Source organism: Citrobacter sp. 50677481, assembly GCF_001463265.1.
Classification (GTDB): Bacteria; Pseudomonadota; Gammaproteobacteria; order Enterobacterales; family Enterobacteriaceae; genus Citrobacter_A; species Citrobacter_A sedlakii.
Map to the genome: position 1 here is coordinate 1 of NZ_LNHZ01000044.1, position 14,750 is coordinate 14,750.

Below are 14,750 nucleotides of genomic sequence, written 5' to 3' on the forward strand. Positions count from 1 at the left end.
ATTGAAAATTACCAGGTCCATTGTTACAGATGCGGTAACATCATCCCTTCCTGAGTAACTGATGTCTCTTACAATAATATTTGTTCCGTCAAACCCTACAGACACATTATTGTTATTCCATTTACCGAACGGTATTCCTGATACGGGAAGCGCCATCGAGCCGTTGACTGTCACCGTGCCAACATAAGCACATGTCATTAATTTAGCCTGATTTGAAATTGCTGTGAAATCAGTAGAGTTGGAAACGAGGAGTCCTTCGTTGTAAGTAGTGGCAGGAAGAATTTCAAATACAGTTCCTGCCCAGTTTGGTATTCGCTGGTAGTTGCCCCTGTTTGTACCATTAACAGTAACACCACTGTCTCCGTTTCTTGTCACTGATGTCATATATATCGGCAAAACAATCCATGTCTGATTGTCGGCAAACTCCTGTATGTCAACAGGACGTGTCGGCAAAACAAAAACTGTAGAACCAGGAGTCAACGGAGTATCGACGCGAAATTGATTCGCTCCGGTTCCGTTCCCTGAAAAACTGGCACAAAATGACGGGGCACGAAGCCCCGCAGTAATAGCCATCACAGGACGGCCATCATTATAATCTATCAGTATTCCTTCCGGCATATTTCACCTTATGTCCAGCGACCAACCACTACGCGACCGCCACCGGATAAATTTACAGTGACGCCATTACCATTCAAAACGACAGTATTATTCACGCCATTAAAAGCAAATTGACCGCTTGTGGCATAAAGTTTGCCGTGAAATTCACAATCTCCACTTTTATCAATTCGCCATCCCTGCGACCCTGCAACATAATTGTTGGACTGGATAAAGTTACCGATTTTGGCATTGGTGATCGTGCCATCCTGAATAAACGCTGAGCTGATAAAGACCTGTCCATTAACCACAGCGAACGGCGAATACTGGGTATCGCCACTGCCACTCATCAGTACGAACTGGTTAGCGTTGAAACCTACTCGGGTAACAATCGGCTGCCCTGCCTGCGCCAGAACGGCAATCGACATCCCGGCGTTATACATGATGCCGTTTATCCTCACGCCTGTTTTGAGGGTGTAGATAGCCGAAGCGCCAGAGGCATCAACGACGGCAGTAAGTTTGTCCTCCAGTGCTGCAGTAACATCATCAATCTGCGCCTGCACCTGCGTTGACAGTTCGGCCATTGCATTATCAACTTCAGCAATCGTCGTTTTAACCACCAGAATATCGGCACGCACTTCTCCGTATTGTGCCCACTGGTGCTCAACAGTTCCGTGGTTCGCCAGGGCGTTCTGCAGTATTCCCTCAATGTTGGTATCGATGTCACCAGTTAGGCGTTCTCCGTCGGCAGAGGTTAGGAAATCATCTGCGATATCACCCAGATAATCATCGGCGTTATCGTTAGACATCCCCCTGATCCAGTCGGTATACCCGGACTCGTTACCCGTTCTGTCGACCAGTTGCGCGCGATACCAGAATTCCTGCCCTGCTTTAAGGCCGAGCTGGGTGTATTCCGCAGAGGGATAAGGCACGTCTGAGAGTAAGAGTGGATCTGAAAAGTCACTGTTGGCAGTGTACTGAATTTCCGTTTTTAGCGTATCGCCAGTGTTTGCCGGGAAACCCCAGTTAAGACGAATCCCCCAGTTAATGCCCGTGGCTGTGAATCCCACTGGCTTAGGCGGATTACCTACTTTGCCGGTCAGTGTCTTCTCTTCTGAATATCCCCATCCTGAGGAAATTTCAGCGGCATTAATTGCCCGCACGCGCACCAGGTAGCGCCCGGCATAAATCCCCGGGACGTCAAATGACGTGGTGGAGCTGCGAGGCATGTTCACCCAGTTTCCGTCGTTACGGCGCCACTGCCCCTCATAGGCGATAGCATTCTGCGCCTGGTCCCAGCTGACGCGCATGGTCTCGACGCTGATATTCTGCTGAACAACAGAAAACGAGCTGATCACGATGTTAGCTGGCGGGGACTGATTACCAGGAGGTATTACACTTATTGGCCGCTGGTCGATAATTGCGCCAGTATCGATACGGGCATATTTATCCGGATCGTGCCATGCGGCGGTGATCGAGAAGGTGCCATTATCATTATCGCTTACGCTGACAACGCGATACTGCTGAGCGTAAAGCTCGTCAGATTCAACCACCCAAACAGCTTCAGCCTGTGGCGTCTCACTGTATGCCGTGGTGACTGTGACTGATTCCCCGTTCACGGACTGAATGGTCCTGCTCTGCGACGCTCCGGAGGGAAGGTTGAGTATAAGGCGATCACCTGCTGCTGCATCTGCCACGCGGTCAAGTTTGATAACGCGACCGTTAACGGCGCTGATGCGGCCGCCCATAACCTTTCCGGAAAGCAGTTCGTCTGCCACGGCGATGATGTAGCCCGGCTGCGGAATGTTTCCGTCCAGCCCGACATCAAACGAAACAACGCGATCCTTGTTGTTGGTGAGAATACCCCAGCGCCCCTTTCGGTTTGCTTCAGACTGCCTGGTACAGCCGATGGCTGTCATTTCCAGCTGATTGAAGCCGTATCGCGCCACCAGTGCCTGCTCAAATACCGGCTCCATCGCGTCGGCATAAGCGTTACCCGGGTCTGACCATGAAACCAGCGCTGTGGTGTAGCGGCTTTTCGTGGTGCTGCTCGAATAGGTGAAGCGACCGCCAACAACGTTAGCGCGCGTGTAGCTGTAATCAACATCGCGCGGCATGTCAGCCAGGGCCACAATCTGATCCCCTCCCCAGTAGGTCATGCCACGGAAAATAGCGGCAAAATCACGCAGGACTGTGTAGGCATCGTTCTGATCCTGAATGTACACGTTGCAGGTATAACGTGGTTCGGTACCGTTGCCCCCTTTGCCGTCTGGTACCATCTGATCACAATACTGGGCAACCTGATAAAGCGTCCATTTATCAATATTCGCAGCGGTCAAACGGTGCCCGAGGCCGAACCGGTCAGAAACAACCAGGTCGTAAAAAATCCACGCAGGGTTATCCGTCCATGCCCACTTAAACGCACCGGTCCACGTACCGCTATAAGTGCGTGTTTCAGGGTCGTAGGTATCTGGAACGCGGATAACACGGCCGCGAGGCTCGCAGGAGATCTGCGGGATAGAGCCGTTAAACTGGCTGGAATCGAATTCGATGTAAAGCAGCGCGGTGTTCGGGTAGCGCAGTTTGGCGTCAATCACCTCGGTGAAGCTCTGCAGCGTCATCGTGTCGCCGAACTTCGCGCTGTTGGCGTCAGAGGTAATCTTACGCAGGCGGATTGTCCAGGTGCTGCCAGCCTGCGGTAAATCAATACGATGGCTGCGCTCATAACCAGACGTCGTTTTTCCGGTCACGCTGGTATTGAGTACCGTCTGCCATGCGCCGCCGTCCGTCTGCAGGTCAATCGCATAATTGACCGAGTAACCCACCAGATCGCCGTCGTCCTCCTGTTTGAAAAGCGAGGGCCATTTCAGACGCAGGCGAACGGCTGAAAGCTGCGTATTGGTGAACGTGCGCGTCCATGCTGTAGCGCTTGATACTTCGGTGCCCACGCTAATTTCATTTTCGGTACCGGGAATACCCTGAATGTAATTTTGCGCCTGAGTTCCCGCCCGAAACTCCCACGTCACGCCGCTGAAGTTTTGGGAGCCGTCAGCATCCTCCAGGGCCGTCCCGTCCAGATAGATATCTTTGCCGGTTAGCTGCCCTGCAAACTCCCCTTCCCCAAGCGCAACGAGGATTTTTGCCTTCGCTACAGATTGCAGATCATCAGGCTGTTCGGTTGGGGTTCGTGAACTTGAGCTGCCGCCCTTGCGGCCCTTTAACACTTTTTCTGTAGCCATATTGCGCCCATAAAAAAAGCCACCCGAAGGTGGCCTAAAAAAAGGTTTGTTATCTACTGCTGATCTTCGACATAAATTCCGGCAGAAATAATCGCTCCGCCTATCCGCCGGCGACCATAAAGGAGCGGTACCGGATAGCCTTGTGCCGCGGTGTTTGTTACACCACCGAATGCGTATGATGCACGGTTATCTGCGCTTTGTTTGCTGGCCAGACCTGCAGGTTGAGGAGATAGCATTTGGACAACACCTCCCAGCATCATGGCTGCACCGAATTTCGCAGCCCCATATCCCACCGCTGATAAAGTGCCACCTGAGAAATAGCCAATGGCTACCCCAACAACGACGAGCACGGCGCCAAGGATTGTCTGTAATACCCCGGCTTTTTTACTTCCTATTACAACCGGGACAATTCGAATAACTTCACCGGTTACCGGAAAACCAAAATCATCCTTCCCGATATTTTTTTTATCTTTAAAGACGGCGTAAGTCAGGCCCCTTGCTTTGCTGGTGATCAGGAATTTCTCCAGCCCGTCTATTGTTTTTGTAAGAGAGTTGATCGCCTCTGCGGTTGTTCTTATTAGGCGATGGTGAACCTTCCCGTAGGTTTTACCCAAAACACCGCCGAGCTCAATTCGGGTCATAACCTCTGACATTTTCATTCTCCATAAAAAAAGCCACCCGAAGGTGGCTTAGATTATTTTTGCTTTTTCAAAGACATGATCTGGCGGCCGTAGCCCAGTGGTCGTTCCATCCTTTCGCGACGGCATAAACCTTTATATCGCTTCCACCTGTCGCTGATTTATCGATATTCACTACTGAAAGAGCACCGAATATATCGTCCGATGCTGTGATTTTGTATCCTGACTCAGTGGGTATGCTGGAGCTTGAAGAACGTAGCTCCACCCATTTAGGAGCAAGGCAACGGTTAACTTCATCAACAGTTTTTGTTGAATGCTCTGACAGAATAGGTTTTTGTTCTTCCAATGAGGAAACAGAACAACCCACCAGCAGGAAGATAAAAATAGGGAAGATAATCTTTTTCATCGCACATCAGTCCTTTTGACAGATTGACTCATAGGAATCAAATTTCTTTTGGTCTTGGTCATTAATTATGATGATTGGTCCATGATTATTGACCTTTCCATCTTTGACCTCAATCCGCACATAATATGGTTTTTTACCCGTATATGCGCCGTATGAATTTTTAGCATTCACATAACCGCAAACATATCCAGTATTTTCACCAAAATCGCGGAAAAATGATTCAAACTTAGCGCTCTCCGGATCTTTGAGGGTGTCCTTGACTAAGGACTCCCCCATGTCAATGAAATCCTTTTCAGAAGGTGTGCAACCAACAATAACCAGGCTACACGCCAATATCGAAAGAAATTTCCTCATATCCCTAACCCCTTTTTTCGTTTTGCAAAAGGTTAGCACAGAGATTTGTAACGGAGAATCTTCATCGTCCTTTCCTGCCAGTATCCACCATACGGCACGCGCTGACTCAGGTGACCGTACAGATGGTGAAGCAGCATATTACCCTCCAGCAGTATACCCGCGTGGTTCCACTTATCAGCCTGCACCTGCATGATCACCATATCGCCAGGTTTCGGCGGCCCGTCGAATTCACGGAATCCGCACTCGTACCAGCAATCCTGATAGAAGTTGTCCGGATAGTCGTTTTCCCACCAGGGATAATCAACCCGGTAATCGTGGAGCTCGATACCGTGGGTCTGCCGGAAATAGCTCATTACCAGCCCCCAGCAGTCGAAGTGTCCAAGCACAAACGGACGCTCCAGCAGCGGCAGTTCTCCGCGCGGCTGGATGGTGCGTAAATCCCCCTCCGGCCAGCTCACAATATGCCAGGGTAAAAGCGTTGCGTCGCATTGCGCTTTATCCAGTTCGCTCGGTTGCGTTGTGGCGTCAGGGTGACTGTGAACGATGGCGATCACCGTTCCCCAGTCCTCAGCAGCTGCGTAGTCTTCGGGGCAAAGGACAAAATTGTCCTCCGGCGCAGCGGCTAGATTCCGGCACGGGAAATAACGTTCAACGCGGCTTTTTTGCGCCACCACGCCGCAACACTCGCGAGGATAGTCAGCTGCAGCATGCGCCATAATCGCATCGATGGTTTTCTGACGCATATCAACTCCTGATCAAAGACGTGCCCGGAAAGCCACCAAACGAGAGTTCGTTATTTTCGCCGAATCGGAGTTTGCAGGCCGTCAGCGTGCCGTTGCATTCATCCAGCGACGGATCGCTCACTGGGTTGTTGTTTTTATCAAAATAGCGGGTTCCGGCATAGTCGCATCCGTCGCCGGTGCGATATTTATTCCTGATGCACCAGGTACACAGGGAGTGAAGCTGTCGCGTCGGGATCATTTGCCCCTGCAGGTCCATTGGGCTGGACAGAACAAATTCAACGGTTTCACCGGCAAGCTCGCCCGTTTTCCCGTCGATATACCAGACCTGCAGCTTTTCCTGAGTCGGGTCTGCTGTAGTGTTACCGTCTGCGAAATTCCTGGCATCGAGATATTTCTCTTTTGTGTCGTGAATAGTGACTTTCGCCTGCAGCAGATCGTCATACGCAAGACACAGAGCAGAAATGGAGCTTTCGATGTTCGCAACCGTCAGTGATGGCGTTGCATTGCTCCCACTGGTTGATTTCTCCAGACCTTCCAGTTGATACGGCCAGGCGGCGTATTCATTTCCCTGCCACCAGATTGGTTTCGCCGGAAGCTTGGACTCATCCCCACCAGCGGCGATGATTTCCGCTTCTGTATGGGGAATGCTGTAATTGTGAAAGCGGAGAACGTCCGTTAGCCCAAAGGAAGAACCGTCCACCTCAATCAGACGAACATCGTTTCCGGATTCCAGCTTCTGATAATCTGCGTTTAAGCTCATGGTTTAAATGCCTGGATGAATGTTGCTTCAAGGTTGAATTTCCCCGCGCCAAGCCCGGTGGGTTTATACGTTTCGCAACGATACAAACCCAAAGGTTCGAGCGGTGGCTTCCATTGAAAGGCTTTCGTTCCTTCATGCCTGTCGAGAAAAGATTTAATGGCAGAAATGTAGGTTTCGTTGCCAGTGAAGTTGAGCGTCCATTGCTGGGTTCTGGTGTTCAATCCATCCCCTGAAACCTGCTCATATCCATCGCCAAACTGGGCTTTTCTGACGCGGAAACTTGTATCAGCCTCCGCGTTTATTCGTGGGCACCAGGTGAAAGTTTCAATGGCCATAGTTATCGGGTTCCTTTCATTGCGTTCCAGATGTCACCGCCGGGGCGGATATCACGCATTACATTCTGCTTATATCGCTGATCGACAAATTTCCCGACTTCAGCACCAAATTGCTCAAGGCCTGGTGAGGTTTGCGTTGAGGTGTTGCCGTTGCCATCGATAGTGATATAAACCTGTGGCGCCGACGATACGGACTGACCGCCGCCACCTCCGACCGCACGAACACCGAGAGAACCATCAGCGGCGCGCGTAAGCGGCATAATGGCTTCCGGACCGGCCTCGGCAAAAACCCCTGCGCCTTTGGCAAAAGCAAACAGCTGAGGCGTCTGAAAAACGCCATTGCTGTAAGCGCTCAGGGACGGAGAGTCGTAAACATTACCCTTCGCATTAAAGGTAAAGTTCGCGCCAGCATTCTGAATAGCGGTACCGCTGCCGGCGGTTGCGGCTGACGAGGCTCCAAAACTGAACAGTGATCCAATTGAGCTGACGCCATTAGCAACAGCCATGTTCACCAGAACGTTCTGGATGATCTTCAGTACGCTCACGCCCCAGTCCTTCCAGCTGTCAACGTTGCCATTGAGCATGTCGGTGATCGTGGTGACCGCGCCACCCATGGCCTGCTTCATGCCGTCAGCGGCCATGGAAGAATAATCAGTAGCTTCGTCCACCCAGTTCGCATAACCCTCAGACAGTCCCGTCATCCAGTCGTCACGCTGCGCATCAGAAGCTGCGTAATATCCCTCCTGGTCGCGCAGGCGCTCTTCGAGGTAGCGCTTATTAAGTGCCAGCCCCTGCTGATAGAACGTCTCGTCGATTTCACCAGCCTGACGCTGGCGGAGAAGATCGGTATTCTTCTGCTCAAACTCCTTACGCAGATTGAACTGCTCCTGAAGTCTTTCACGGAACCTGGTTCCCTGCCCGTATCCCAGCAGTTGCGCTTCATTGGCTGCGCGGGCGCTGGCGTTACTGTCGGCAAGGTTGGCTTCGTAATTTCGCAGTTGCTCACGTAATTTAACCTGGTCAATCAGCGCAGCATTCTGCAATACCGTCTTTTTCTGGGCTTCTGTCAGAGAAGCAAGCTCCCCCTGGCTGACCTGGTATTTAACCTTCGCCAGTTCAGTATTCTGGCCTTGCAGGGCAATCTGCTCTTTTTGCTGCTTGATAAGGCGCTTATACACATCCTCGGTTTTCTCGCCTTCGGTTTTACCGCCCTTCGCCTTAGGTTTGTTGGCCTCATTATTCCGCCATTCAGCAAGACCGTTATTAATCAACTCCTGACGGCCTGTCTGGAATTGCGGATCACTGGTTAACCCCAGGTCATCGGCTGCATAACTCAGTCGCAGGCGCTCTTTTGCTTCACCCTTCAGGCGTGACAACTCCAGATCCCGGCGGCTCTTTTCGAGGGCATCGGTTTGCTTTTTGTCGAGGTCGGCCTGAGGAAGTCTGAGCGGGACGTTAGCCAGCCCCTGACGAGCCATAAGGAGCTGATTACCCAGCCCCAACAGGCGGTTAAATTCAGTATGCTGACCATTCATCATGATCATCGACTGATATACCGCATTCTGTCGCCAGGCTTGTTCGCGAATTAAATCATTACGACGCCGTTCAATTTCTTCGAGAGCCTGCTGTATGCCGCGAGATTTATCTCGCATGTCATTTAATTTTCCCTCTTCAACAGCAAGCTGATCCGTAACAATAGCTATCGCTCTCAGTATATTTGCATCGTTCTCGCTGGTAATGCCCGGTTTTCCACGCGATGCATTCAAATCATCGATCTGGGTCTTCAGCTCACCAACCTTTTTGGCTTGCTCATCAATCAGACGATTTTGCTCTACCAGAGCACCAACAGTCCTCCCCCTATTATCGTCTGTTTCAGACAAAGACATGCGGGAGGTTTTTTCTCGTATCTCGTCAATTTGACTGGCATATTCCTGAGCAGAACGCCGAGCCTGCTCCTGATTCTGATACATCGCATACCAGGCTCCTGCACCCAACATAACCAAACCAGGAACTCCACCGATGAGACCAAGTGCACCACTCATGAGCCGAGTGCCGACGGATGTCACGCTATTGAGATTGCTTTGAGCCGAAACACGGTTTGCAAGGTTCCGGCTTAAGGCAGCCTGAGCTGAAGCCAAACGCCTTTCAGCGACAGCCTGGGCGTCGGCATTTTTAGCTGCTACCAGCCCTGCCTGTGCACGCTCAAGTGCAGTTCTGGCCCTGACTTTTTCCGTAGCGGTGCCACTTGCAAGAGCGGTAGTCAGTCTGGCTTGAGCTGCTGTAACTTTTGCTTCAGCTGCTGCGACTTTTTCTTGCTGAGCTGCCTGAACATCTGCACTTCTTGAACTCTGTACTGCTTGCTGAGCACGGTAAACTTCAGCCCTTGAAGCTGCAACAGCAGACTGAGCCGCTTTATCTTGCGCAACAGCAAGTGCAACCTCTGACTTAGCCGCAGAAATTAGCGCGCCGGTAGCGCTCGTGGCGCTAGTTACCACTCCACTGAGATATCTTGCCAGCCCAACACCAACAAGCGCCCCAGCCACTGTTGTTATTGTGGACATATTGTCAGCAACGTCATTCAAGGCACCGCTAACAGCTGAAGAAGTGAACGCATCCAGAGTTTGGGCTAAACTATCCAGCCCGCCAGACAAACCTGCCGTTGCGCCGGTAGCCTGATCAATGCCGCCAACCCATTGCATGAATGAGTTAGTAACCTTCTGCAAGGAACCAGAAACCGTTTGTGGTAAGCTTTTGAACTCATCTTGCAAATTATCTAACTGGCCTACCAGAGCTGGAACAACCTTATCAATCGTAAGCTGCCCCTGATCGGCCATGCTCTTGAGGTCTTTGCGGGCCACGCCCATTCCGGCGGCAAGTGCGCGGATAACGCGGTCACCGGATTCGTTAACAGCGTTAAACTCCTCGCCACGAAGAACGCCCTGTGCCAGCGCCTGGCTGAATTGAGTGATAACAGAACTCGCTTCCTGGGTGTTAGCCCCCGAAAGTTTGAGGCCGGTAGAAACAGCTTCGGTAATTTTCAGGACTTCATCGGAGCTATACCCGTATTCACGCATTGAAGCCGCAGCGCGGGAAAAAAGGTTTGCATTATCTGCGAACGCCGTCCCAGTTCTTTGACTTATCTCCATCAACTGACGCTGAGAAGCTGCAAAATCGTCAGCAGAAGATGATGCCTGCTTGAGTCGCGCGTTTACGGAGTTCCACTCGTCAGCGATCTGAACAATTTTCCCGGTAGCAAACGCTGCGCTAGCAGCCGCGGCGGCTTTCCCTGCTGATGCAAATCCCTTAGTAAGATCAGAAAGTGCCCTCTCGCTTTCGCGGGCAGCGGCTGCTGATTGCCTCCCTCCATTTTGCATGGTTCGGTAATAATCTGCACCCATTCGTGAGGCGCGAGCAATCTCACTCTGGAAAGATTGAGAGTTCGCGGAGATTTTAATTATTAGTTCGCGTAGAGCCGCCATCTCTTGTACCTTAATAATGAAAATAGAATAGCCACTTGGACTAACAACTCAGAGGCTTGGCTTTTTTTTGCACATGGAGACATATATGTTGAGCTTGAACTTTGAAGTTCCCGGCAACCCGGATGACTACTACGAAGTTAGGGAAAAGGAAGACGGAACGCTTTCCTATAAGCCTAACAGATTAAAAATTAGAGGGTTAGCAAAAACTCAGTGTGATTATTTTGATTATATATCCTCTTTAGGTGAGAATATTCACATAGCCACACTTGAGAGCAATGATGTCATCAACGAATTTTTTGAAAATGAGCCGGAAGAGGCTCAAATTTCTATTTACAATACTCTTTCCGAAGAATTTAACGCTATTACTGATACCATTTTAGATAAAACTTCAGAATTGAATGCGCAGGCACAGCAGACAGAAAATGTAGCAGAGAACATAGGTAAAGTTATAGGGGCTATAATCCTTATAGGCTTTATAGTTTTTATATTATCGCAAATAAACTAAGTTACGGGCGGTTTACCGCCCTAATTTGATGCAGCAATTAAAGCCGCCTCAAGCCCTGCAAACGGGTCATTCGGTTCTGATTGCTCCTCACCACCCCAGCGCAGGATCGCATCGTCCAGCGGTACTTTTGCCCCCTGCGAACCGTAGATGGCAGAGACGATCTGGGCGGCCTGAATGTCACCGCGAATATCGCCAACCGGACTTTGCCTGTCGTACTCAATCCACATCAGAAGCTCGCTTGCCGTCATATTCTGCCGAAGCTCTGAGAGCGTGCGCCCCATCCGGAGCGCAAGCGACATCAGAAACTTTACGCCGGGGGTTGAGACTTTTCCCGCGCTTCGTCCGCATTGTTGATCAGGTCAAGCGCCTGTTTGAGCAGGCGTGAATGGACGGGGCCGTAGATTTCACGCACCTGCTCTTCTTCGTCTACGCTGAATACCGGTTGCTTATCGGTGTCACATAGAACGTCAATGAAGAGCACCACGTCAGCGCAAAGGTTACGGTGTGCCTTTTCAGATACCGACACATTTTCATCATCAGCACCCGCTTTTACCACTTCCTGCCAGCGCAGCCAGGCTTCACCTGACGGCTCACGGAGAACCACTTTGACGCCTTCCCACTCAGGAACTGCGACCGTCTTATGACGAAAGCCCGACATCTTAGCCAGGGCGAGATTTTTAATATTCTTCATGAGACCTCTCAGGAGCCAGACTCGATGTTTTCAGGCTTACCTTTCAGGCGCAGGGAGAACGTTGCCGCCACTACGCCATTGGTGCCGGAAGACCAGGTGTGCTGGCGGATTTCAGCCAGGAACTTAAAGCCCTTGCCGGACGGGAAGATAACCTGGAACGCGTAGGTCGTATCGTTGTCATACGCTTCACGCAAGGCGTCCTGCGCCGGATTCTTATAGAAGTTACCGGAAAGAGAAATTTCTGACGGAGAAGGCAGGCCGTTAATATTCTCCTGCTCGGTTGAGCAAAGAGTTGTAACGTCGATATCCTGCTTCTGACCGCCGGTGAACTGAATCTCTTTGATGGTGCAACTCAAATCGAGGAATGTTGCGGAGTCCATCGTTTCTTTGGTGGCTGGCGCAGAGGAAATAAGGATCTTCGTCAGCTGCGATTTTTCGTAAAGTGCAGACATAGCTGTCTCCTGGAAAAAGAAAACCCGCCATCAGGCGGGTTCGTTGGGTGAATTAATCGTCAGGGGGTAACTTTAAAATCCAGGGTGGCACGGTAGAGCCGATAATCTGGCTCGTACCCGGGGATTTTTACCACCTCTGTAGGGTTTAACTGCTTAAGCGAAGCGAGCGCCAAATCTCTCAGGGAGCGTGATTCAGCGATCGAAGTGGAATACACATCGACCTGAACGGAAACCCTGCTCTCTGCCTGGCCACACAGCACGTCAACGGAAACATCATCGACGATGGAAAAGATAATCCAGGGTGGAGAGACAGACGGTTTCCCGTCACTACCTAATGGCGCAACATAGGGATATACCCGTCCTTCTGCCAGCGGAGAAAGCAAGGCGTAGATATTATCTTCATTCACTTGCTCAATACCTCATCAATAGCCTGATTCATCCTGGCAATGGCGACGCTGGCGGCCTCTTCCTCGCGCGTATCGTAAGCGGGTCGTACAAACGGATGCGCAGGCATGTTGGCTGTTCCCAGTTCAACGAATCGCCAGTAAAAGGCGTTTCTCGGGTTATTCGCCTTCATCGTGCTATCGCTGTTGCCGGTGCGCGGGTTAACGCCACGAATATGGACGCCGGAAGAAATTTCCCCGCGGCGGCGGCTTTTTTGGGTCACCACCACCACGTTTTTTTTCAGTTTCCCGGTGCGCACTGGTGCGCGTGCGATCACCTCTTCCTTAAGTACTTCGGCACCGGCGCGCGTAGCATCACGCAGAACCTTGTTGTTTTCGGCACGGCTAAGCGCCTCCAGATCCTTTGCGATGTCATTCAGCCCGGAAAAATCGAGGCTTGTCTCAATCATTTTTCGGTACCCTGTTTGCAAAGAATTTCGAGCTGAATGCCACGAGAATCAGGGATTGGCGGACCAATGATATTTAGAATGACTCCCTTGAACGGGCCAGTCACAACCCTGAGTCTTGACGCAGCAGTTATATCGTTACGAAATCGAGTCCATACCCTGATAGTGGCTACGGCCGTTTCTGCACCTGCCGCTACAAGCTCACGCCCGCTGATACCTTTAACTTCTGCCCATGTAGTCGCGCCGTCATGCCACGTTTCAACAGGCTGACCAGAAGGGTCTCTGGATGTTGTGATGTTCTGAATTACCACCCTGTCTCTCAGTCTTCCGGCCTGCATAACTCCTCCTACACTCCGTAAATTCGGTATGGCTGAAGCAGGGCTTCAACTGCAAGCGGGACCTCTGCAACGGTTTGCCCGATGGACACGGATTCCCGGTTTGCATACCAGTGACCGATAAGCAGTAGCATGGCTGCCTTAACATCATCATTGAGCAGTATCGGGTCCGGATCGTCAGCGTAGCCAGGGCTGCTTTCCTTTTCATAGAGCGTTCGGCGTGTCCATGTCTGGACGTACCGAGCCGCTGCACCTGCGTAAATCTCCAGCAGAGCATCATCACCCATAAAGTCGGTATCAATGCGGCAATGCTGTTTCACCACATTCTGATCAAGCATTTGTTTGCCCCGAAAAAAGCGGCCCGAAGGCCGCAATAGTTATCAGCTACCCGCGCCGGTGCTGAATGAACCGTACACGAACGCTTCAGGGCGTTTCACAGCCAGCGCCAGACGTTCTTCGCAACGGATGGTGATCATGTTTTTCTCGAAGTCGTCCGCGTTCTCCGTGGAGATAACCACGTTCGCATCTTCGCGATCGAAGATTTGCGCGCCAGCGTTAAATGCACCGGTCAGGAATTTACCCTGGAAGGCTGCCGCTTCCGTTGCAACAACCGGCAGGCCCCACAGAGTCGGACCAGTCAGCGCCGCAGGGTTCGCCAGAATGTAACGACCCAGGCTGTCTTTGGTCAGCTCGATCCGTGCCCAGTCAATGAAGTGAAGAACATGACCAGACGCCGGGAAGCGTGCCAGCTGTGCCTGCAACATTGCCAGACGCAGATCGTCAATCCCGCTCTGCTGTTCGACAGTGAACGCCGGATTGAACGCTGACGCCTGAGGAACGATGCCGTGCAGATGAACGCCGGTACCATCACCGAAGAGAATTTCCTGCTCTTCTGCATACTTCAGCCCGTAGCGCATTTCGGCATCAACGGTGGACTGCAACTGTGCGAAGTCATCCAGGATCTGCTTTGAGGCTTTGAACAGGTGGGCAATGGTGCTGACGCCAGTGATTTTCGGCGTGAACTCAATTTCGCTGTATGGTTTCTGCGTATTTTCAGGAACCACTTTCGCGTTATTGGTAAAGCCTGTCTGCTGCACCCAGAAAATAGCTGAGGAGGACGTACGGCCTGGAGCGATCAAATCGCGGATGAACAGGCGCTGTTTCGGTGCCGTATCAATACCCGGCAGGCGCTGTGGCTCTACAACACCATCAGGCACATCCACCGAAGTCAGGGCAGCCTTAACCGGGATGCTGATGCGCTTACCGCCTTCCACACTGGAAGCAAAGGTTTTCAGGGCTTCAGCGGAGATCACCTGGTGGCCAACGGACTCGATAACCTGTTTCGCGTTTGCCAGCGGCATCTGGGCAA

Annotated in this window: 17 protein-coding genes and 1 pseudogene; 1 reads left to right on the plus strand and 17 read right to left on the minus strand. The window is 51.5% G+C overall.

Translation table 11 applies throughout. The features are described 5' to 3' along the window. From APU02_RS10730 to APU02_RS10765, 9 genes are all read right to left on the minus strand, one after another. Window positions 1–618, minus strand: a 618-nt coding sequence (locus tag APU02_RS10730; RefSeq protein WP_239692861.1) for a DUF6453 family protein, incomplete at its 3' end; no start/stop codon positions are given. An 8-nt stretch (window positions 619–626) separates the two neighbouring features. Further along, the gene (locus tag APU02_RS10735) at window positions 627–3,833 is read right to left on the minus strand and encodes a host specificity protein J (RefSeq protein ID WP_060570044.1); all 3,207 of its coding nucleotides are present in this window, start codon (window positions 3,831–3,833) and stop codon (window positions 627–629) included. Window positions 3,834–3,886: 53 nt separating this feature from the next. After that, window positions 3,887–4,486, minus strand: coding sequence for a tail assembly protein (locus APU02_RS10740; protein WP_060570045.1), 600 nt, complete (start codon window positions 4,484–4,486; stop codon window positions 3,887–3,889). A 55-nt stretch (window positions 4,487–4,541) separates the two neighbouring features. Next, window positions 4,542–4,877: a hypothetical protein gene (locus APU02_RS25110; RefSeq protein ID WP_072197107.1), complete on the minus strand. Its 336-nt coding sequence runs from the start codon at window positions 4,875–4,877 to the stop codon at window positions 4,542–4,544. A gap of 6 nt (window positions 4,878–4,883) precedes the next feature. Continuing rightward, entirely contained in the window at window positions 4,884–5,231 is a 348-nt protein-coding gene (locus tag APU02_RS10745; RefSeq protein ID WP_060570055.1) for a hypothetical protein, read from the minus strand. 32 nt (window positions 5,232–5,263) lie between these two features. Next, on the minus strand, window positions 5,264–5,974 hold the full coding sequence (locus APU02_RS10750) for a C40 family peptidase (RefSeq protein ID WP_060570046.1): 711 nt from the start codon (window positions 5,972–5,974) through the stop codon (window positions 5,264–5,266). Between the two features lies 1 nt (window position 5,975). Continuing rightward, window positions 5,976–6,734, minus strand: a complete 759-nt coding sequence (locus APU02_RS10755; protein ID WP_059343127.1) for a phage minor tail protein L — start codon at window positions 6,732–6,734, stop codon at window positions 5,976–5,978. Further along, complete coding sequence (locus tag APU02_RS10760) at window positions 6,731–7,069, minus strand: phage tail protein (protein ID WP_000963855.1); 339 nt, start codon at window positions 7,067–7,069, stop codon at window positions 6,731–6,733. The genes APU02_RS10755 and APU02_RS10760 overlap by 4 nt, the downstream gene beginning before the upstream one ends. A gap of 2 nt (window positions 7,070–7,071) precedes the next feature. After that, a complete protein-coding gene (locus tag APU02_RS10765; protein ID WP_060570047.1) occupies window positions 7,072–10,548 on the minus strand; it encodes a phage tail tape measure protein in 3,477 nt (1,158 codons plus the stop codon). Window positions 10,549–10,633: 85 nt separating this feature from the next. Here APU02_RS10765 and APU02_RS10770 point away from each other — a divergent pair, with 85 nt between their 5' ends. After that, the gene (locus tag APU02_RS10770; RefSeq protein WP_060570048.1) at window positions 10,634–11,053 is read left to right on the plus strand and encodes a hypothetical protein; all 420 of its coding nucleotides are present in this window, start codon (window positions 10,634–10,636) and stop codon (window positions 11,051–11,053) included. A 20-nt stretch (window positions 11,054–11,073) separates the two neighbouring features. Here the strand turns inward: APU02_RS10770 and APU02_RS10775 are convergent, their stop codons facing one another. From APU02_RS10775 to APU02_RS10810, 8 genes and pseudogenes are all read right to left on the minus strand, one after another. Next, complete coding sequence (locus APU02_RS10775) at window positions 11,074–11,352, minus strand: DUF4035 domain-containing protein (RefSeq protein ID WP_060570049.1); 279 nt, start codon at window positions 11,350–11,352, stop codon at window positions 11,074–11,076. 8 nt (window positions 11,353–11,360) lie between these two features. Then, window positions 11,361–11,744, minus strand: a complete 384-nt coding sequence (locus tag APU02_RS10780) for a phage tail assembly chaperone (RefSeq protein WP_001549114.1) — start codon at window positions 11,742–11,744, stop codon at window positions 11,361–11,363. A gap of 32 nt (window positions 11,745–11,776) precedes the next feature. Beyond that, window positions 11,777–12,196 (minus strand): annotated as a pseudogene (locus APU02_RS10785) (phage tail tube protein); the annotation flags it as partial. A gap of 59 nt (window positions 12,197–12,255) precedes the next feature. Beyond that, the gene (locus tag APU02_RS10790; protein ID WP_060570051.1) at window positions 12,256–12,603 is read right to left on the minus strand and encodes a DUF3168 domain-containing protein; all 348 of its coding nucleotides are present in this window, start codon (window positions 12,601–12,603) and stop codon (window positions 12,256–12,258) included. Further along, window positions 12,600–13,049 carry an HK97-gp10 family putative phage morphogenesis protein gene (locus APU02_RS10795; RefSeq protein WP_060570052.1) on the minus strand — a complete coding sequence of 150 codons (450 nt, stop codon included), beginning with the start codon at window positions 13,047–13,049 and terminating at the stop codon, window positions 12,600–12,602. Before APU02_RS10795 ends, APU02_RS10790 begins: the two co-directional genes overlap by 4 nt. Then, window positions 13,046–13,384: a phage head closure protein gene (locus APU02_RS10800; RefSeq protein WP_060570053.1), complete on the minus strand. Its 339-nt coding sequence runs from the start codon at window positions 13,382–13,384 to the stop codon at window positions 13,046–13,048. The genes APU02_RS10795 and APU02_RS10800 overlap by 4 nt, the downstream gene beginning before the upstream one ends. A gap of 8 nt (window positions 13,385–13,392) precedes the next feature. Then, the gene (locus APU02_RS10805; protein ID WP_060570054.1) at window positions 13,393–13,719 is read right to left on the minus strand and encodes a head-tail connector protein; all 327 of its coding nucleotides are present in this window, start codon (window positions 13,717–13,719) and stop codon (window positions 13,393–13,395) included. 42 nt (window positions 13,720–13,761) lie between these two features. Next, the coding region (locus tag APU02_RS10810) for a phage major capsid protein (protein WP_060570056.1) at window positions 13,762–14,750 on the minus strand (989 nt) is incomplete at its 5' end.